At 70.0% G+C, this 18,547-nt stretch carries 16 protein-coding genes and 1 pseudogene; 7 read left to right on the top strand and 10 right to left on the bottom strand.

Going from position 1 to position 18,547, the window contains the following annotated elements; genetic code table 11:
• Positions 1-6: 6 nt before the first annotated feature.
• Both HEQ75_RS09795 and HEQ75_RS09790 read right to left on the bottom strand, forming a co-directional pair.
• Positions 7-786, bottom strand: a complete 780-nt coding sequence (locus HEQ75_RS09795; protein ID WP_168029764.1) for an SDR family oxidoreductase — start codon at positions 784-786, stop codon at positions 7-9.
• Positions 786-1,103, bottom strand: a complete 318-nt coding sequence (locus HEQ75_RS09790; protein ID WP_168029762.1) for a nuclear transport factor 2 family protein — start codon at positions 1,101-1,103, stop codon at positions 786-788. The genes HEQ75_RS09795 and HEQ75_RS09790 overlap by 1 nt, the downstream gene beginning before the upstream one ends.
• 81 nt (positions 1,104-1,184) lie before the next feature.
• Between HEQ75_RS09790 and HEQ75_RS09785 the strand changes: the two genes are divergently transcribed.
• On the top strand, positions 1,185-1,598 hold the full coding sequence (locus HEQ75_RS09785) for a winged helix-turn-helix transcriptional regulator (RefSeq protein WP_168029760.1): 414 nt from the start codon (positions 1,185-1,187) through the stop codon (positions 1,596-1,598).
• Between the two features lie 80 nt (positions 1,599-1,678).
• Here the strand turns inward: HEQ75_RS09785 and HEQ75_RS09780 are convergent, their stop codons facing one another.
• Both HEQ75_RS09780 and HEQ75_RS09775 read right to left on the bottom strand, forming a co-directional pair.
• Positions 1,679-3,463, bottom strand: a complete 1,785-nt coding sequence (locus HEQ75_RS09780; protein WP_168029758.1) for a monovalent cation:proton antiporter-2 (CPA2) family protein — start codon at positions 3,461-3,463, stop codon at positions 1,679-1,681.
• Positions 3,464-3,961: 498 nt separating this feature from the next.
• Positions 3,962-4,768 carry an IclR family transcriptional regulator gene (locus HEQ75_RS09775; protein WP_168029756.1) on the bottom strand — a complete coding sequence of 269 codons (807 nt, stop codon included), beginning with the start codon at positions 4,766-4,768 and terminating at the stop codon, positions 3,962-3,964.
• A gap of 125 nt (positions 4,769-4,893) precedes the next feature.
• On the opposite strand from HEQ75_RS09775, the gene HEQ75_RS09770 reads away from it, so the two are divergent.
• From HEQ75_RS09770 to HEQ75_RS09745, 6 genes and pseudogenes are all read left to right on the top strand, one after another.
• Complete coding sequence (locus HEQ75_RS09770) at positions 4,894-6,981, top strand: hydantoinase/oxoprolinase family protein (RefSeq protein ID WP_168029754.1); 2,088 nt, start codon at positions 4,894-4,896, stop codon at positions 6,979-6,981.
• Entirely contained in the window at positions 6,978-8,795 is a 1,818-nt protein-coding gene (locus tag HEQ75_RS09765; protein ID WP_168029752.1) for a hydantoinase B/oxoprolinase family protein, read from the top strand. Before HEQ75_RS09770 ends, HEQ75_RS09765 begins: the two co-directional genes overlap by 4 nt.
• Positions 8,796-8,801: 6 nt before the next feature.
• Positions 8,802-9,206: a hypothetical protein gene (locus HEQ75_RS09760; protein WP_168029750.1), complete on the top strand. Its 405-nt coding sequence runs from the start codon at positions 8,802-8,804 to the stop codon at positions 9,204-9,206.
• A gap of 24 nt (positions 9,207-9,230) precedes the next feature.
• A complete protein-coding gene (locus HEQ75_RS09755; protein ID WP_168029748.1) occupies positions 9,231-10,076 on the top strand; it encodes a fumarylacetoacetate hydrolase family protein in 846 nt (281 codons plus the stop codon).
• Positions 10,077-10,138: 62 nt separating this feature from the next.
• Positions 10,139-11,104, top strand: a complete 966-nt coding sequence (locus HEQ75_RS09750; protein ID WP_168029746.1) for a Bug family tripartite tricarboxylate transporter substrate binding protein — start codon at positions 10,139-10,141, stop codon at positions 11,102-11,104.
• Positions 11,105-11,663: 559 nt separating this feature from the next.
• A pseudogene (locus HEQ75_RS09745) lies at positions 11,664-12,353 on the top strand (VIT1/CCC1 transporter family protein); the annotation flags it as partial.
• Positions 12,354-12,558: 205 nt separating this feature from the next.
• Here HEQ75_RS09745 and HEQ75_RS09740 read toward each other — a convergent pair.
• The 6 genes from HEQ75_RS09740 to HEQ75_RS09715 all read right to left on the bottom strand — a co-directional run bounded on the left by HEQ75_RS09740 (position 12,559) and on the right by HEQ75_RS09715 (position 18,544).
• Positions 12,559-14,829: a copper-transporting P-type ATPase gene (locus HEQ75_RS09740; protein WP_235961454.1), complete on the bottom strand. Its 2,271-nt coding sequence runs from the start codon at positions 14,827-14,829 to the stop codon at positions 12,559-12,561.
• 219 nt (positions 14,830-15,048) lie between these two features.
• A complete protein-coding gene (copM, locus tag HEQ75_RS09735) occupies positions 15,049-15,591 on the bottom strand; it encodes a CopM family metallochaperone (protein WP_235961452.1) in 543 nt (180 codons plus the stop codon).
• Positions 15,592-15,683: 92 nt separating this feature from the next.
• Positions 15,684-15,887 carry a heavy-metal-associated domain-containing protein gene (locus HEQ75_RS09730; protein ID WP_168029742.1) on the bottom strand — a complete coding sequence of 68 codons (204 nt, stop codon included), beginning with the start codon at positions 15,885-15,887 and terminating at the stop codon, positions 15,684-15,686.
• A gap of 100 nt (positions 15,888-15,987) precedes the next feature.
• The gene (locus HEQ75_RS09725) at positions 15,988-16,437 is read right to left on the bottom strand and encodes a DUF411 domain-containing protein (RefSeq protein ID WP_407925892.1); all 450 of its coding nucleotides are present in this window, start codon (positions 16,435-16,437) and stop codon (positions 15,988-15,990) included.
• A 35-nt stretch (positions 16,438-16,472) separates the two neighbouring features.
• On the bottom strand, positions 16,473-17,804 hold the full coding sequence (locus tag HEQ75_RS09720; protein WP_168029738.1) for an ATP-binding protein: 1,332 nt from the start codon (positions 17,802-17,804) through the stop codon (positions 16,473-16,475).
• On the bottom strand, positions 17,801-18,544 hold the full coding sequence (locus HEQ75_RS09715; RefSeq protein ID WP_235961450.1) for a response regulator transcription factor: 744 nt from the start codon (positions 18,542-18,544) through the stop codon (positions 17,801-17,803). Before HEQ75_RS09715 ends, HEQ75_RS09720 begins: the two co-directional genes overlap by 4 nt.
• Positions 18,545-18,547: the final 3 nt, after the last annotated feature.

Here is an 18,547-nt window from a genome sequence, read left to right as displayed (position 1 = left end):
GGCCCGTCAGGCGACGGGGATGGTGCCGCCGTCGATGATGTATTCGGTCCCGGTGATCGTGGCCGCGCGCGGCGAGACGAGGAAGGCGATCAGCTCGGCCACCTCCTCCGGCGCGTTCGGGCGGCCGATCGGGATGCCGCCGAGCGAGTCCATGAGCCCCTGCCGGGCCGTCGCCGCGTCGCTGCCGGCCTCCCTGGCCAGGCGTGCGATGAGCGCCGTGGCCGAGGCGGTCTCGGTGAAGCCGGGGGCCACGCGAACCACCCGCACGCCATGCCGCGCCACCTCGTTGGACAGGCCCTTGCTGTAGGTCGAGAGCCCGGCCTTGGCGGCGGCATAGGCCAGCGTCGCATCATACAGCGGCAGCCGCGCCTGGATCGAGGTGACATGCACGACGACGCCATGACCCTGGCGGATCATGCCCGGGAGCAGCGCGCGGTCGAGCCGCACCGCCGGGAACAGGTTGAGCTCCAATTCCTTCCGCCACTCGCCATCGTCCAGCGCGGCGAAGCCGCCGGCGGGCGCCGCCGAGCCGCCGACGACATGGACCAGGATGTCGAGGCCGCCCAGCACCCGCTCCACCGCGGCGGCGATGGCCGCGCAGCCTTCCGCGGTGGTGATGTCGGCGGCCAGCCAGGCAGGCTCATCCGCCGCATCGGGCCGCGGCGAACGCGCGGTGGCGAGAACCGCGGCGCCGGCGGCGCGAAGCCGCCGCACCACGGCCTCGCCGATGCCCTGGCCGGCCGCGGTGACCAGGGCGCGGCGGCCGGCCAGTTCACCGGCCGGCATCACGCGGCCTCCAGATCGACGATGAGGCCGTCGCGCAGCCGGAAGGCGAAGTCGATCTCGGCCGGGCTGCCGGGGAACTGGCCGGTGACCAGGCTGGTCACCACCAGCCGGCCATCGCGGGCCTGCACGCGCAGCGGTTCATGGGTGTGCCGGTACTTCGCCTGCGCCTCGGCGTGCCAGGCCTCGATGGCCGGAAGCCCGGCCATGCTGCGGCCTTCGTCACGCACGGTCGCGTCAGGCGCGAAGCAGTCGCGGAGGCTGGCGGCCTTGTCGGCGGCGAAAAACCGGGCAACCGGCGGGGGCAGGTCAGGTGACATGGCGGGTTCCTCTGGCTGTCGTCGCCCCGGGGCGGGGCCGACGGGCTTGCATCGGGACAGAGGTGCGACGAAGATATGGTTATGGCAAGTACACACAAAAAAGTAAGCTACCATCCCGATCGCGCGGATCGCGGCCATACCCCGCTTTCCGCCGCATCGGGCGTCGAACAGGCCATCGGGTTCCTCGAGGGGCGCTGGAAGCTGCTGATCCTGTTTCACCTCTTCGGTGGCAAGGCGCGTCGCTTCTCCGAACTGGAACGCGCCATTCCGGGGGTGACCCAGAAGATGCTGATCCAGCAGCTCAGGGCGCTGGAGCGCGACGGCATCGTGCACCGTGTCGCGCATCACGAGGTACCGCCGCGGGTCGAATACAGCCTCACCCCCTGGGGACAGGCGCTGTGCCCAGCCCTGGATTCCCTGCTGGCCTGGGCCGCGCAGCGCCCCGAGGAAGCCGAGACCGGGGAGGCAGCGCCCGACGGGGCGAACGCCGATTGAGCCGGTTCGGCACGGGGCGTGCGGTGCCCTGGTGACGGGCCGGGCGGATCGCGACCTGCCGCGCCGGCGCGGCAGCCGGGTCAGTCGGCTTCCGCCCGCCCGGCATTGCCGTGGATCAGGGACCGGCCCGCATCGATGCCGCCCGCGGTCTCGAGGGCGAATCGCTCGGCGTCGCGATGCCGGATGCTGCGCATCACCTCCTCCGCCGCCTCGGGCGCGTCGCCCAGTCGCAGCAGGGCTTCGCGCCCCAGCGCCATGGCGCTTTCGAAGGTCTCGCGGATCTGATACGCGGCCCCCGCCGCGACGAGAGCGAGCGCATGTTCCCGGTCGGCCGCGCGGGCCAGCACGGGGACGGCGGGAAATGCGTGCCGCGCCAGCGCGACGATGCGGGTGACGGCCTCCGCATCATCGGCGGCGGCGATGATGAGGCTTGCCTCGGCGGCGCCCGCCGCGTGCAGGATGTCGAGCCGGGATCCGTCGCCGTACCAGACCTTGAAGCCGAACGCCCCGGCATCGCGGATCGCCTGTGGATCCGTCTCGATGATCGAGAGGCTGTAGCCGCGCGCGAGGAGCGGCTGGCTGACGATCTGGCCGACGCGGCCGAACCCGATCAGCAGCACGCGGCCGGACAGGCCCTTGGCCGCTTCCACGCCGTCCAGCGACGGCGCGGGCTTCGGCGCGAGCCGGTCGTGCAGGATCATCATCAGCGGCGTCAGCACCATCGAGCAGATGATGATCGCCGTCAGCGTCGCATGCCACGCCGCGGTGAGGATCCCGACCTGCGTGGCCGAGGCGTAGAGCACGAAGGCGAACTCGCCGCCCTGCGCCATCATCACCATGCGCTCCAGCGCCTCCGCTTGCGGCGCCTTCAGCAGGCGCGCCACGGCGTAGATCACGGCCATCTTCAGGATCATGAAGGCCGGGACGGAGATGGCGACCACGACCCAGTTGGCGGCGATGATCGCGAGGTCCAGCGCCATGCCGACGCCGAGGAAGAACAGTCCCAGCAGCAGGCCGCGAAAGGGTTCGACATCCGCCTCCAACTGATGCCGGAAGGAGGATTCCGACAGCAGCACGCCGGCGAGGAAGGCGCCCATGGCCATGGAGAGCCCGCCTGCCTGCATCAGCATCGCGGCCCCCAGCACCACCAGCAGTGCCGCCGCCGTCATCACCTCACGCGCGCCGAAGCGCGCGAGCAGGCGGAACATCGGGTCGAGCAGATAGCGCCCGGCCAGCACCAGCACCGCAACGGCGCCGAGGCCGATGGCCACGCCCAGCAGCCGGTCTGCCGCCGACGCATCGGCCCCGCCGGGGGCGAGAAACGCGACCAGGGCGAGCAGCGGCACGATCGCCATGTCCTCCAGCAGCAGGATGGCGACGATCCGCCGCCCCTTGGGCAGCCCCATCGCCCCACGTTCCTGCAGCACCTGCATCACGATCGCGGTCGAGGTCAGCACGAAGCCGGTGCCCGCCACGAAGCTCGCCGCCGTCGGATAGCCGAGGGCCAGGCCGACGGTGATCAGCGCGGCGATCGCCAGGGTGACCTGCAGCAGGCCGAGCCCGAAGATCTCGCCCCGCATGGCCCAGAGCCGCGAGGGCTGCATCTCCAGCCCAATCACGAACAGGAAGAGCACCACGCCCAGCTCGGCCACATGGATGATGGACTGCGCATCGTGGAAGAAGCCGAGGCCATAGGGGCCGATCGCGAGGCCGGCAGCGAGGTAGCCCAGCACCGAGCCGAGCCCCGCCCGCCGGAAGGCCGGCACGGCGACCACCGCCGCCGCGAGCAGCACCACGATGGGCAGGAGATCGAAGGCGCCATGCGCGGCAGCCTCTGCGGCATGGGAGACGCCTTGCGCGGCCATGGGTCGGAACCTTGCCAATTGCCAAGCGAGCAATGCCGCCAGCGCGATCGGCAGAGTAACGACCGCGCGCGGGACCGGCAACTCCTGGGCAACCGTCGCGCCGGCCCTGTCGACGCCGACCCATGGGCCGGCCAGGGCAACGGCGAACCAGGCCGGGATGACGCCCCGGGCCCCCGCCGCCACGCCGGCGACGTCACCGCCCCGGAGCCGCCCGAGCCGCAGGAACAGGCCGAGGAGGCCGCACCCGCCGGGGATGACAAGCCGCCTGTGCATGGGGCGCACCGGTTCCGTGCGGAGTCACGTCCGGCCACCACCGGCCCCGGGCCTTCATCGATGACGCGCGGCAGGCGTCCCGCCTGCCCCAACGCCGCTCAAATCTGGCCACCCCCGCCCTGTGCGTCTGGCGGCGATGGCCTGGGTGGAAACCGGCAGAGAACGTGCCCCTGGTTTCGAATTGTCGCAGCCGCTTGCTGGCGCGACAGCGGACAACTGCCGGGGTCAGCCCGCGGCGGCGAGGGCAAGTCCCAGTTCACCCGCCTTCGCGAGGAGCGGGACGCGCACCGCCGCCACGAACTCGTCGGCCGACAGGCGCATGGCGGGCGCAGCGACACTGAGCGCCGCGATGGCGTGGCGGCTTCCATCCAGCACCGGGACCGCGAGGACCCGCAGGCCATTCACGCTCGCCCAGTCGATCAGCGCGACTCCCTCGCGCCGCACCTGCGCGAGGCGGGCGCGCAGCGCGTCCGGTGATTGCGGTACGCCAGGCCCGGTGCGGTCGAAGCGACTGGCGCGCAAGACGTTCTCCAACTCCTCCTCGGGGAGGAAGGCCAGCACCGCGTGCCCGATCGCCGATGCAGCAGCATGGATGCGTGAACCCACGCGGATATCCACGCCCATTCGGACGAGCCCGGCCTGCGCACGCTCGACATAGACGATGTCCGCACCGTCGAGGACGCCGAGGCTGGCCGCCTCGTTCACCTCGCCGACGAGGCTGCGGAGCGCGGGGCGGGCGAGGTCACGAAGGGCGGTGCGTGCGATCGCGTTGAAGCCGAGCTCGAGCGGCTTGAGCGTCAGGCGGAAGCGCCGCGTCCCCGGCACCTTCGCGACGTAGCCGAGCGAGACGAGCGTGTTCAGCATCCGGAAGGTCGTGCCGTCATCCAGGCCGGCACGTCGCGCGATTTCGCTCTGCAGCAGGTCCGGCTCCTCGGCCGTGAAGGTCTCCAGCACGCGGAAGCCCTTCGCGAGCGAGTGGACGAGGTTCTTGTCCTTTGCGCCGGCTGCATCGCCTTCGGCGGATTTCGACATCCGAAAGATCCTTCGCAATTCCTGTTGACAGCGGCGGAAGCGCGTCGTTACACGACGAACGCGAATGGCGAAGTTTTCTTCGCAATCCGAAGAATAGTCAAGCGACTCAGGAGGACGCGCCACCAATGCCCCTCGACCATGCGAAGACCCGCGCGCGCCTGCGCATCGCGGTCGATATCGGCGGCACCTTCACCGACCTCGCCGCCTTCGACGAGGCCGCTGGCGAGTTGCGCTTCGGCAAGGCGTTGACCACGCATGGCCGACTGGTGGACGGCATCCAGGACACGGTGGACATCGCCGGCGTGGCCTTCGCCGACGCGCATCTGTTCCTGCATGGCTCCACCATCGCCATCAACACGCTGCTGGAGCGCACCGGTGCCAGGACCGTGCTGCTGGTCACCGAGGGCTTTCGCGACATCTACGAGATCGGCCGCGTCAACCGCCCCGACGCCTACAACCTCTTCTTCAGGAAGCACGTGCCGCTGGTCGACCGCTCCTCGCGCTTCGAGGTGCATGAGCGGCTGCTCGCGAGCGGGGCGGTCCACAAGCCGCTGGACGAGGACCACCTGCGCGGCGTGTTGCGTTCCCTGGAGCCGGGCCAGGTGGAGGCGGTCGCGATCCTCCTGCTGCACTCCTATCGCAACCCCGCTCATGAGGTTCGGGTCAAGCAGATCGTGCAGGAGGAACTGCCGGGCGCCTTTGTCACCGCCTCCCACGAATTGTCGCAGGAGTATCGCGAGTTCGAGCGCGTCTCCACGGTCGCGGCCAACGCCTATGTCGGACCGCGGGTCGCAACCTATCTGGGCGAGCTTTCCGAGCATCTGGCCCGGTACAATTTCGACGGCGCCTTCTTCGTCGTGCAATCCACCGGCGGCCTGTTCCCGGTGGAGCACGCCCGGCGTGACTGCGTCCGCATGCTGGAGAGCGGGCCGGCGGCAGGCGTGATCGGCACCCAGGCGATCTGCGAGGGGCTGGGCCTGAAGGATGCCATTGCCTTCGACATGGGCGGCACCACGGCGAAGGCCGGGGTCATCTACCAGGGCAAGCCGCTGACCACCGGCTCCGCGCTCCTTGGCGGCTATGACCAGGCGCTGCCGATCCAGATCCCGATGACGGACATCTTCGAGGTCGGCACCGGGGGCGGCTCCATCGCGCGGCTCGAACAGGGCAATGCGCTGCGCGTCGGGCCGCAGAGCGCGGGCTCCATGCCGGGGCCGGTCTGCTACGGGCGCGGCGGCACGGAGCCGACCGTGACGGATGCGAACCTTCTCCTCGGCCGGCTCGACCCGGACCACTTCCTCGGCGGCACGATGGCCCTCGATCTCGCTGGTGCGGCGCGCGCCATGCAGGAGAGGATCGCCGGCCCGCTCGGCATGGAGGTGCTGGCCGCAGCCGACGGCATCCTGCGCATCGCCGTCACCACCATGTCCTACGCCGTGAAGGCGGTGACGACCGAGCGTGGGCTCGATGTCGGCGGCTTCACCATGGCGGTCTACGGCGGCGCGGGGCCGCTGCACGCCTCGGCCATCGCGCGCGAGATCGGGATCCGCCGCGTCATGATTCCCTACGCGCCCGGCTATTTCTCGGCCTATGGCATGCTGTTCTCCGATCTGCGCTACGACTACGTCCGCTCCTGCTTCCGCCGCCTGGCCACGGCCGATTTCGCCGAGATCGAGGGCCTCTATCTGGCGATGGAGGAGGAGGGCCGCGCGGCGATCGAGGGCTCGGCGGTGCGCCCCGAGCGCATCGAGATCGAGCGCGCCGCAGACATGCGCTATGTCGGCCAGGAACATGCGGTGACGGTGGAGCTGCCGCGCGACGTGTTCGGCGGGGGCGACCGCGCGGCGATCAAGCGCCATTTCGACGCCCAGCACCAGCTGCGCTACGGCACCAGCGCGCCGGGCGAACCGGCGGAGCTGGTCTCGCTCCGCGCCACCGTCTCCGGCATCATGCGCAAGCCGCCGCGCCACACCGTGCCCGCCGGCGGGCCGGTGCCGGAGCCCGAGGCGCTGATGCGCCGCAAACCTGCCTATTTCGGCCGGCTGATGGACACCCCGGTCTATGCGCGGGATCGGCTGAAGGCCGGCAACCGCCTCGCCGGCCCCGCCCTGATCGAGGAGCACGCCTCCACCACCGTGCTGCAGCCCGGCGATACGCTGGAGGTCGATGCCGCCGGCAACCTTCTCATCGCCATCGGGAGTGACGCGCGATGACCGACATCCTTTCGACCTCCGCCGCGAAGGTGGATGCCGTCACGGTCGAGATCGTCCGCCGCGGCCTGATCGCCGTGACGGAGGAGATGAAGACCAACCTGATGCGCACGGCCTACAACCTCATCATCTATGAGGCGCTGGACTTCACCGTGGGCCTGTTCACGAAGGAGGGCGAGACGGTCTCCATCGGCCTCGGCCTGCCGATGTTCATCCGCGGCATGTCGGAGACGGTGAAGGCGAAGATCCGCCATTTCGGCTACGAGAACATCCATGAGGGCGACATCCTCGTCACCAACGACGCCTACACCACCGGCTCGCACCTCAACCACTTCACCTTCACCATGCCGATCTTCCACGGGGGCGCGCTGATCGGCTTCACCTGCTGCATGGCGCATTGGCTCGATGTCGGCGGCACGCTCGGCACGGTGACCACGGACATCTACTCCGAGGGCATCCAGATCCCGATCGTGAAGTACCGCAAGCGCGGCGAGGTGAACCAGGACCTGGTAGACATCATCGCGATGAACGTCCGCCTGGCCGACAAGGCGATGGGCGATCTGCGCGCGCAGATCGTGGCGGTGACGACGGGCGAGCGCCGCTACCTCGAGCTCGTCACCCGCTATGGCTGGCAGGCGGTGCGGGATTCCATCACCGTCATCATGGACCATTCCGAGGCGCTGGCGCGCGCCAACACCGCGAACATCCCCGACGGCATCTATGAGGCCGAGAGCTTCATGGATGACGATGGGCTCGAGATCGGCGAGGCCGTGCCGATCCGCGTGCGCGTCGAGAAGCGGGGCGAGGAGGTGACGATCGACCTCTCCGAGGTCGCCAAGCAGGTGCGCGGCTTCTACAATTCCGGTGTGACCACCGGCATCGCCTGCGCGCAGGTGGCGTTCAAATGCCTCGCCACGCCGACCGACTATCCGGTGAACGAGGGCAGCTTCCGCAACCTCAAGGTCATCATGCCGATGGGCACGGTGGTCAGCGCCGAGCGTCCCGCGCCGATGCGCGTGTGGATGACCTATCCGATGACGGTGATCGACACGATCTTCAAGGCGATGGCGAAGGCCATCCCGGGCCGCGTCGCCGCCGGCCACCATGCCGACCTGGTGTTCCCCAACATCCACGGTATCAACCCGGCCGACGGCAAGTTCTACATCGTCGGCATCGGCCCGCTCGGCGGCGGCTGGGGTGCCAAGGCGACGGAGGACGGCATGTCGGCCACCGTCTGCATCAATGACGGCGACACCCACAACAGCCCGACCGAGCAGCTTGAGGCGAAGTATCCCGTGCTGGTCGAACGCTACGCGCTGCGCGAGGACAGCGGCGGCGCCGGGCGCTTCCGCGGCGGCCTGGGCTGCGAGCAGGTGGTGCAGGCTCTCGCCCCCTTCCAGCTCACCACGCGCATCGACCGCGTGCATTGCAAGCCCTGGGGCCTGGATGGCGGGCAGGATGCGGCCGGCAACGGCATCGGGCTGCGCCGCGGCGGCGAATGGCAGGCGGAATTCCCGAATGCGAAGGTGTTCAACGTGCGCCTCAAGGCCGGGGATGCCTACATGATGCGCTCGGGCGGCGGCGGCGGCTTCGGCCCGCCGGTGGAACGCGACCCCGCCCGCGTCGCCCACGACGTGCGGGAAGGCTATGTCTCGCGCGCCATCGCCCTTTCCGCCTATCGCGTGGTGCTCGATGCCACAGGCGCAGTGGATGAGGCCGCGACGCGCCGGCTGCGCGCGCAGAGCGACATTGCTGCGCCGCCGCTGCCCGGGGCCGCGGATGAGGCCGGCCCGCAGCTCGAAGTCAGCCCGGGCTGAGCCGCCATGGCGCCGCAGGAGACGGACAGCCTGGCGGAGCGGACGGCGCGACTTGCCGCGCTGTGGCGCGCCGTCTCCTCCCGCCCGCTGCATCCGGCGGGCTGCACCTGCATGGGGCATTTCCTGATCCCCGCGATGAACGCCCGCGACATGGAGGCCGACATCCTCGACTACATGCGCGGCCGCTATGCCGCGGAGGGCCTGGCGCCCCTGGCCGCGCTGCTGGATGCGCGCGAGGCGGAGCGCGAGGCCGGCGACATCCCGGCGCGCCCCTTCCGCGCCTGGCTCGCGCATCTGCCGACCGCGGGGATCGAGCCCGGCGCGCTGGACCGCTTCCTCACCGACCTGACCGCGACGCTCGAATCCTTCGAGCCCGCCGGCCCCCCGCCCAATCGCCTGATCTGCACCTGACCCTGAACCGGCAAGGATACCCGCATGCGCTTCGTCTCGTTCCTCCATGATGGCCGCCCGGCCTGCGGGCTGATGCAGGGCGAGCACATCCTCCTCGCCCCTGCCTCGGCGCATGCCGACCTCAAGGCGGCGATCGCGGCCGATGCGTTGGCCGATCTGGGCCGTGCCTGCGAGGCGGCCGGCCAGCGCGTCGCCTTCGCCGATGTCGCCCTGCTGCCGGTGATCCCGAACCCGGGCAAGATCCTGTGCGTCGGGCTGAACTACGAGATGCATCGCCGCGAGACCGGCCGCGATGTCGTCGAGAACCCCACCATCTTCACGCGCTTCGCCGACAGCCAGGCGGCGCATGGGCAGGATCTGCTGCGGCCCAGGGTCTCGACCGACTTCGACTATGAGGGCGAGCTGGCCGTGGTGATCGGCAAGGGCGGCCGCTACATCGCGCCCGAGGCGGCGATGGCCCATGTCGCTGGCTATGCCTGCTACAATGACGGCTCGGTGCGCGACTGGCAGCGCCACACGATCCAGTTCACGCCGGGCAAGAACTTCCCGCAGACCGGCGGCTTCGGCCCCTGGCTCGTTACCCCCGATGAGATCCCCGACCTCGACAAGCTGCGCCTGACCACGCGCGTCAACGGCGCCACGGTGCAGGAGGCGACGCTGGACCACATGATCTTCGACGTGCCGCGGATCATTGCCTACTGCTCCTCCTTCACACCCCTCTCGCCCGGGGACGTGATCGCCACGGGCACGCCGGGTGGCGTGGGGGCGAAGCGCAAGCCGCCGCTCTGGCTCAAGCCGGGCGATATGGTGGAGGTCGAGATCACCGGCATCGGCGTGCTCCGCAACGGGATCGCCGACGAGGCGGCCTGAGCCGCGACGAACTGCAACGACAGAAACAAGAACGGAGGAAACAGATGATTCGGCGAAGGAACATGCTGGGTGGCCTGACTGCGATGGGAACCGGGGCGCTGGCCGCCCTGCCGGCGCGGGCACAGCAGGCGACCTATCCCAGCCGACCGATCCGCATGATCGTGCCCTTCGCCCCGGGCGGTGGCGTGGATGCGGTCGGCCGGGTCGTGGCCCAGCGACTGACGGAGCGGATGGGTGTGCCGGTGGTGATCGAGAACCGCTCGGGCGCCAGCGGCACGGTCGGCGGGCAGGTGGTCCAGACCGCAGCGGCGGATGGCTACACGCTGCTCTTCTCGGCTTCGACGCATGTGATGGCGCGGCAGGTGCTGCGTCGCGCACCCTATGATCCCCTGGCCGATTTCACGCCGGTGGCACAGATCGGTGCGGCACCCATGCTGCTGGTGCTGTCGCCGAACCGACCCCAGGCAAGCATCACCGAGATCGTGGCGGATGCGCGGCGGAACCCGGAGCAATGGACCTTCGGCGCCTCGGCGCTCGGCTCCGCCGGGCACCTTGCGACGATCCTGTTCCTGAAGCTGGCGGGGCTGGACCTGGTGGTTGCGCCCTATCGTGGCACAGCGCCGGCGCTGACGGATGTGGCCGCCGGCAATGTTCAGATGATGATCGACCCGGTCCTGGCGCTGCTGCCGCTGGTGCAGAGCGGGGGCGTGAAGGGTGTGGCGATCACCGCCGCGGCCCGGAGCACGCTCGCCCCCAACCTCCCGACCACCGCCGAGGCCGGAATGCCGGGCCTGGTCTTCGCCTCCTGGTATGGCGTCTGGGGGCCGAAGGACCTGCCGGCGCCGATTGCCACGACGCTCGAGGGGCATTTGGGCGAGATCATGCGCGAGCCCGCCATGGTGCGGCGCTTCACGGCGCTGGGGCTGGAGCCTGTCTACAGCGCGGGCGAGGCCTTCCGTGGCTTCATCGCGGCCGATGTCAGCCGGAACAGCGAACTGCTGCGAAGCGCGAATTTTCACCCGGATTAGCGGGATCCGGCCGCGGATCCACCGCGGTTGGAGCGCGGCACGTCTGGCAGCCGCCGGGTAATCTGCGCCTCGCCTTCGACGACGGCGGCCGGCGGCCGGCGGTTGTCTGGGCGTCTCAACCTTACCCCTGACCTGCCCGTCTTCGAAGCGCTCCGCCTGAACGTTGGACGGGCGGCAGCGACGGGGCGGCAGCGACGGGGCGGCTGGGATGGCGGCGCAGAAGGCGAACACGCCGGAGGAGATCCTGGAGAAGCGCGGGCAGGAGGGGGCTCTGCCCGGCCAGGGCAGGACGGTGGCGGAGGCGATTCGGGCGATCGGGGTGACGGAGCCGACCGACGAGCCCGGACGGACGGCGTTCGGCGGGCTGACGCTGGACCGGATGCAGCGGCTGAAGGCATTGCCGCGCGAGGGGAAAGCGGCAAGCCGCGCGGCTGCCCGCCGCTCAGCCGATGCGGGAAGCCGCGCGAAGCGGCACCGGATCACGTATCCTGACAGCGACGGCGGCGCGAAGCAGCACATCCCAATCTCCGCAGGCGAGCAGCAACCACAAGGACACCCCATGCCGCGCCTCCACCCGCACCTGGAACGCCATCTGGTCTCGCGCATCGGATGGCTGCGAGCCGCAGTGCTCGGGGCAAATGACGGCATCGTGTCGACCGCCAGCCTGATCGTCGGCGTCGCGGCGGCCGCCACCACGCAGAGCGACATCCTCATCGCCGGCGTCGCCGGGCTGGTCGCGGGTGCAATGTCGATGGCGGCCGGCGAATACGTCTCGGTCAGCTCGCAATCCGACACGGAACAGGCCGACCTTGCGCGGGAAAGCCAGGAACTGCGGGACGATCCCGTCTTCGAGCATGAGGAACTGGCCGAGATCTACGTCCAACGTGGGGTGGAACGCGACCTGGCCCGGCGGGTCGCCGAGCAGTTGATGGCCAAGGATGCGCTGGGCGCCCATGCGCAGGATGAACTTGGGATGTCCGAAATCACCACCGCGCGCCCGACCCAGGCCGCACTGACCTCCGCCGCCACCTTTGCCGTCGGCGCCGCGATGCCCCTGCTGATGGTGATCGTCGCACCGACCCATCTCCTTGTCTGGGTCGTCTCCGGCGCCTCGCTTGCCTTTCTGGCCGTGCTGGGAGCCGTTGGGGCCCAAGCCGGCGGTGCGAATGTCCTTCGCGCCACGGCGAGGGTCACGTTCTGGGGCGCGCTCGCCATGGCATTGACGGCCGGCATCGGCGCGCTGTTCGGCACGGTGGTTCGATGTTGCCAGATCCCGGTGATCGTGACCGACCGCCGCCTCGATCGCCGGCCTGGCGACGCGCCACCTGGCGCGGCGGCCCTTCGGCCGCGCGCCTGCCTTCGGCGGGCGCCGCTTCCATCAATGGAATCCGGCAGGATCGCGGCGGAGAACCGCCTGGGGCGCGGTGGAGAACCCTCAAGCCGCTGCCACCGGCTCAGTCCAGCCGCGTCTTTCGCAGCCGAAGCGCGTTCGCGACCACGCTCACCGACGACAGCGCCATCGCCGCTGCCGCGATGATGGGCGACAGGAGAATGCCGAACATCGGATACAGCACGCCAGCGGCGATCGGCACGCCGGCCGCATTGTAGGCGAAGGCGAAGACCAGGTTCTGCCGGATGTTGCCCATCACGGCTTGGGACAGATGCCGCGCCCGCACGATCCCCATCAGATCCCCGCCGAGCAGCGTGATTCCCGCACTTTCGATGGCGACCGCCGTGCCGGTGCCCATGGCGATGCCGACTTCGGCTGCCGCCAGCCCCGGCGCGTCGTTCACCCCATCGCCCGCCATGGCGACGCGGCGTCCCTCGGCCTTCAGCCTTTCGATGATGCGCTGCTTGTCCTCGGGCAGGACCTCCGCCTCGACCTCTGTGATGCCGAGGCGCCGCGCCACGGCCTCCGCCGTCGTGCGGTTATCGCCCGTCAGCATCACCACCCGCACGCCCTCCTTCGCGAGGCTTGCAAGCGCCGCCGCCGTGGTCTCCTTCACCGGATCAGCCACGGCGACGATCCCGAAGGCGCGGCCATCCACCGCCACGAAGAAGACGGTGGCGCCATCGCCACGTAGGCGCTCGGCTTCCGCCGACAGGGCGCCGACATCGACCTTGGCCTCGTCCATCAGCCGGGCATTGCCGACCGCGACCTGGCGCCCCTCGACCGCCCCGGTTACGCCTCTCCCGAGCGGCGCGTCGAAGCCCTCGACGGGCGGCACGGTGATGCCGCGCTTCTCTGCCGCACGCACCACGGCCTCGGCCAGGGGATGCTGGCTGGGCCGCTCCAACCCAGCCGCCAGGCGCAACACATCCTCCTCGGCCACACCCGGCGCGGGAATCACCGCCACGACATCCGGCCGGCCCTGGGTGAGCGTGCCGGTCTTGTCCACCACGAGCGTGTCGATCCGCTCCATACGCTCCAGCGCCTCGGCGTTCTTGATCAGCACGCCGGCCTGCGCGCCCCGGCCCACACCCACCATGATGGACATCGGTGTCGCCAGGCCCAGCGCACAAGGGCAGGCGATGATCAGCACCGTCACCGCTGCGACCAGCGCGAAGGTGAGGCGGGGCTCAGGCCCCCAGACCGACCAGACTGCGAAAGCGAGCAGCGCAATGCCCACGACCACGGGCACAAACCAGCCGCTGACCTGGTCGGCCAGGCGCTGGATCGGCGCGCGCGAGCGCTGTGCGCCCGCAACCATGCGGACGATCTGCGCCAACACCGTGTCCTGGCCGACGCGGTCGGCGCGCATGACGAAGCTGCCCTGGCCGTTCAGCGTGCCGCCGACGACCTGGTCGCCCACCGTCTTGGTGACCGGCACTGCCTCACCCGTCACCAGGCTCTCATCGACGTTGGAGCCGCCCTCCAGCACCGCGCCGTCGAGCGGCACCTTGTCACCAGGACGGACTCGCAGCCGGTCACCGACGATGATGGCGGCCAGCGGCACCTCCTCGTCCGATCCGTCTTCGCGCAGCCGCCGCGCCTGGGCCGGTGCGAGGTCGAGCAGCGCGCGGATGGCGCCGCCGGTCTGCTCGCGCGCCCGCAGCTCCAGCAGCTGGCCAAGCAGGACCAGCACGACGATCACGGCAGCGGCCTCGAAGTACACGGCAACCGAACCATCCGCCGCACGGAAGGCGGAGGGGAAGATGCCGGGTGCCAGGGTCGCCACGAGGCTGAACACCCAAGCGACACCGGTGCCGAGCGCGATCAGGGTGAACATGTTGAGGCTGCGGTTCGCCAGGCTCTGCCAGCCACGGACGAAGAATGGCCAGCCCGCCCAGAGCACCACCGGCGTCGCCAGCACCAGCTGAATCCAGTTGCCGATGCCCGGCCCGCCGATCAGGTGCGTCATCCCCGTGAGGTGGCCACCCATTTCCAGCAGGAAAACCGGAACGGTCAGCACCAGCCCGATCCAGAAGCGGCGGGTGAAGTCCACCAGTTCCGGATTGGGCCCGCCCTCGGCCGAGGGGGTTTCGGGCTCCAGCGCCATCCCGCAGATCGGGCAACTGCCCGGGCCCGGCTGCCGGATCTGCGGGTGCATCGGGCAGGTGTGGATGGTGCCTGGTGTCACGGCCTCGGCGCGCAGGGTCGCGCGTGCTTCGAGATACTGTCCCGGTTCAGCGATGAACCTGGTGCGGCAACCGGCGGAGCAGAAATGGTAGGCATGGCCGGCGTGTTCGGCGTGGTGCGCGGTCTTCGCCGGGTCCACCGTCATTCCGCAGACCGGATCCCTCACGCTGTCTGGTCCTGCCGCATGCCCATGCTGGTTCGGGTGGTGCCTGCCGCCTGGGGCTTCGCTGCCGTGATGCGCCATCGCTGCTCGACTCCTCGATACGCGGTCGTTCTGACGATCGATGGACCGGCAGCGTCGCCGAAGGCGGCAACAGGATCCTTGTGACGAAGGGGGCAAGCCCTGAGTGGCCTCGCCCGGTCATCAGCGCGGGCGCGCCAAGAAGGCGCGGAGTTCGGCGATCTCCCGCTCCTGCTCGCGGATCACGGCTTCGGCCAAGCGGCGCATCGCCGGGTCGCGACCATGCGCAAGCTGGACCCGCGCCATCGCGATCGCGCCCTCGTGATGGGGGATCATGGAGGCGGCGAAATCGCGATCCGCGTCACCGGTGAAGGCGATGGCCATGTCGCGATGCATCTTCTCGTTCGCGGCGATCAAGGCAGCGGTCGAGGGGGAAGCCGCAGCCCTCCCCTGGGCGGCGGTTCCAGGAGCCGCGGCGCCGTGCTGATGCGGGTCACTCCCCGGCGCCTGCGCCGTGCCATTTCCCGGCGCCTGCGCGCCAGGCACCATCCGCTGCTGCATTTGCTGCATTTGCTGCATATGCTGCTGCATGCCGGGCATCTGGCCCATCATGCCGTGCTGTGCCGGATGCGAATGCGGCATGGTGCCCTGGGCGATGGCAAGGCCGGCCGCAGAGACAGTGGCGAGGCCGGCAGCAAGGGCAAGAGAGCGAGCGAGGCGGGCCATGTGCTGGGTTCCTGTGGTTCGACCTTCACGACACTGGCGCCCCAGCATGTCGGCAGGGTCACGCCGTCATGACAAAGCATGTCGGCGCGGGATCAGGCGACGATGCGCTCGACCTGCCAACCACCATCGCGCAGCACCTGCTCCAGGCGCGCCGTGTCCGTGGCCGACGTCACGGCCGCTTCCCGTGTGTCCAGCCTGATATCGATCTTCGCCTCCTGGTCGGCCTGGCGGAGTGACGCGGTAACGCCCTTCGCGCAGCCGCCGCAACTCATGTTCGCGATCCGAAAGCGATGCATCACGCCCTCCTCAGGGGTTCTCGTCTGGAAGAGGACGTGGTGATTGCCCCCATGGGAGGGTCAAGGGCACACGCCGCCGTTTTCGGTCCCGAGGCTTGCCTCACACCGACGTGCCGCCACGGAAGCGCATGAACACCAAGCGACCGCCACGCGCATCGAAGGCCAGGACGTCATAGATGTCAGGCGCCTCGCCCGGGATTTCCATGCCGGGCGAGCCCACCGGCATGCCCGGCACCGCCAGGCCGCGGATCCCGGCAGGGCGCTCCGCCAGCAGACGGGTCACCGCCGCTGCCGGAACATGACCCTCAAGCGCATAGCCCCCGACAAGCCCCGCATGGCAGGACAGCAGATCAGACGGCGTGCCGAGCCGGCGTCGCGCAGCCGCCACCGAACGCACGACATTGTCCTCGATCGGAAACCCGGCTGCCCGCATGTGGTCCACCCACCCGACGCAGCATCCGCAATTCTCCTCCCGCCAGACCTGGAGGCGTGGCAATGCCGCCGCCAAGGCCGGCAGGGGCAGGGCCACCGCGGCAAGCCCGGCGGCCAAGAAACTCCTTCGAACCATCATCCCGATAGGCTCCTTCAACCCTGGATTCTGGGCAGGCGGACGAATGCCAGAAGTCCGCCGGCTGGTCGGTTGCTCAACTGTACCGTGCCGCCTTGCTGCTCGACCGCGCGGCGCGCGATGGTAAGGCCGAGCCCGCTCCCACCCGTGCCACGATTGCGCGACGTCTCGAGGCGGCGGAACGGCTCGAACACCGCCTGCATTTCGGCGTCCGGGATCCCTGGGCCGTCATCCTCAATGCGCACCAGAATTTCTTGACCCTTGTCTTCGAGAACGACGCGCGCCCCGCCGCCATAGTTCACGGCGTTGTCGATGAGGTTCGCGAAGGCGCGCTTCAGGGTCACCGGGCTGCAGACGAGTCTGGCCTGCGTGGGGCCGGCATAGGTCACGGCAGCCCCCGCATCGGCCGCCGCGTCGCACAGGGTCTCGATCATGGCGACGATATCGGCCGGCTTCCGGGGCTCGCTCTCGGTCTCGCCGCGGAGATAGGCGAGGGTCGAATCGATCATCGCCTCCATCTCGTCGAGATCGGCATCGATGGCGCGTGCCGCCTCGCCATCCTCGACGAAGCCGGCGCGCAGCCGCAGCCGCGCGATGGGCGTGCGCAGGTCATGGCTGACGGCGGCCAGGGCCTGGGTACGGTCGGCGATCAGGCGGTCGATGCGGCCCTGCATGCGGTTGAAGGCCTGGGCAGCCTGGCGCACCTCGCGCGGGCCTTCTTCCGGCACGGGCACCACCGCGCCCGGGCCGCCGAAGCGATCCGCCGCATCCGACAGCGCGCGCAAGGGCCGCCCGATCAGCCGCACCACCAGCAGCCCGAGCAGCAGAATCCCCAAGGCCATCGCGGTGGTGGAGAGCAGCGTCGCGTGCTCCGACGCCGGCGGGCGGAACAGGGCGGCGGAGAAGTTCAGCCAGCTGCCATCCGGCAGCGGCAGCGCGCCGAGCAACTGGTGCCCCGCCATGCCATCCTCGCCGTAGCCGAGCCGCAGGCCCGTGATGTCGAATTCCGGAACCAGTTCGCCGAGCCGGCTGCGCAATGCCTCGATACGGGCGCTGCTGGCCCGCACCGGTTGCACGGTCGCCGCGCGGGTCCAGTGCATGTCGAGGCTTGCGGTGGAGAGCGCATGGGCGGTTCGGTCACGCTCCTCGATCGGAAGTTCAGCAACCGCCCGCTTGGCGGCCACCAGGCGCTCAGCGAGTTGCGCTTCCCGCGTCGTGCCAAGCACCGCCTCGGTCCCGATCTGGTGCAGCCACAGGCTGCCGAGATGGAAGGCCATCAGACCGACCAGCAGGACGAGCACGATCCGGCCGCCCAGCGTGTCCGGCAGCAGGCGCCCGAGCGGCTTCATGCGCCGCGCTTGACGGGTGGCACCAGCATGTAGCCGGCGCCGCGCACCGTCTTGATGATCGACGGACTCTCGTCGGTTGGCTCCAGCTTGCGTCGCAAGCGGCTGACCATGACATCGACCGACCTCTCGGTGCCGTTGAAGGCCATGCGGTTGCGGGCGAGGTCGAGCAGTTGGTCCCGGCTCAGCACGCGCTGCGCGTGTTCGCAGAAGGCCAGCAGCAGATCGTACTCGCCGCCGGAGAGGTCGACCGCGGTGCCGTCCGGTGCGCTGAGTTCGCGGCGCCGCGTATCCAGGCTCCAGTCGGCGAAGAGGATGCGCTCGCCCGCCTGGCCCGCCATCGGCTCGCCCGCCTCGCCGCGCGAACGCCGCAGCAGCGCGCGCACGCGGGCCAGCAGTTCGGCGCGGCCGAAGGGCTTCGGGATGTAGTCGTCCGCGCCGAGTTCCAGCCCGAGGACACGATCGGTCTCCTCGCCACGCGCCGTCACCATGATGATCGGCACGCCAGACCTGGTGCGCAGTGCCCGGCACAGATCGAGGCCGGAAGCGCCGGGCAGCATGACATCGAGCAGCACAAGATCGATCGGCGCCCCGGCCAGCACCTCCCACATCTCGCGGCCGTCGCGCGCGCCGGTGACGCGGAAGCCGTTCTGGCGCAGGAACTTGGCAATCAGCGTGCGCATCTCCCCGTCATCCTCGACGACGAGGATGTGGGCTTCCTGCGGCAGGCTGTCGGGCGCCATCAC

This window comes from Falsiroseomonas selenitidurans, assembly GCF_012103215.1.
GTDB classification, from domain to species: Bacteria; Pseudomonadota; Alphaproteobacteria; order Acetobacterales; family Acetobacteraceae; genus Falsiroseomonas; species Falsiroseomonas selenitidurans.
Note: the sequence above shows the minus strand (reverse complement) of the source record. Positions and strands in the feature narration are given on the sequence as shown.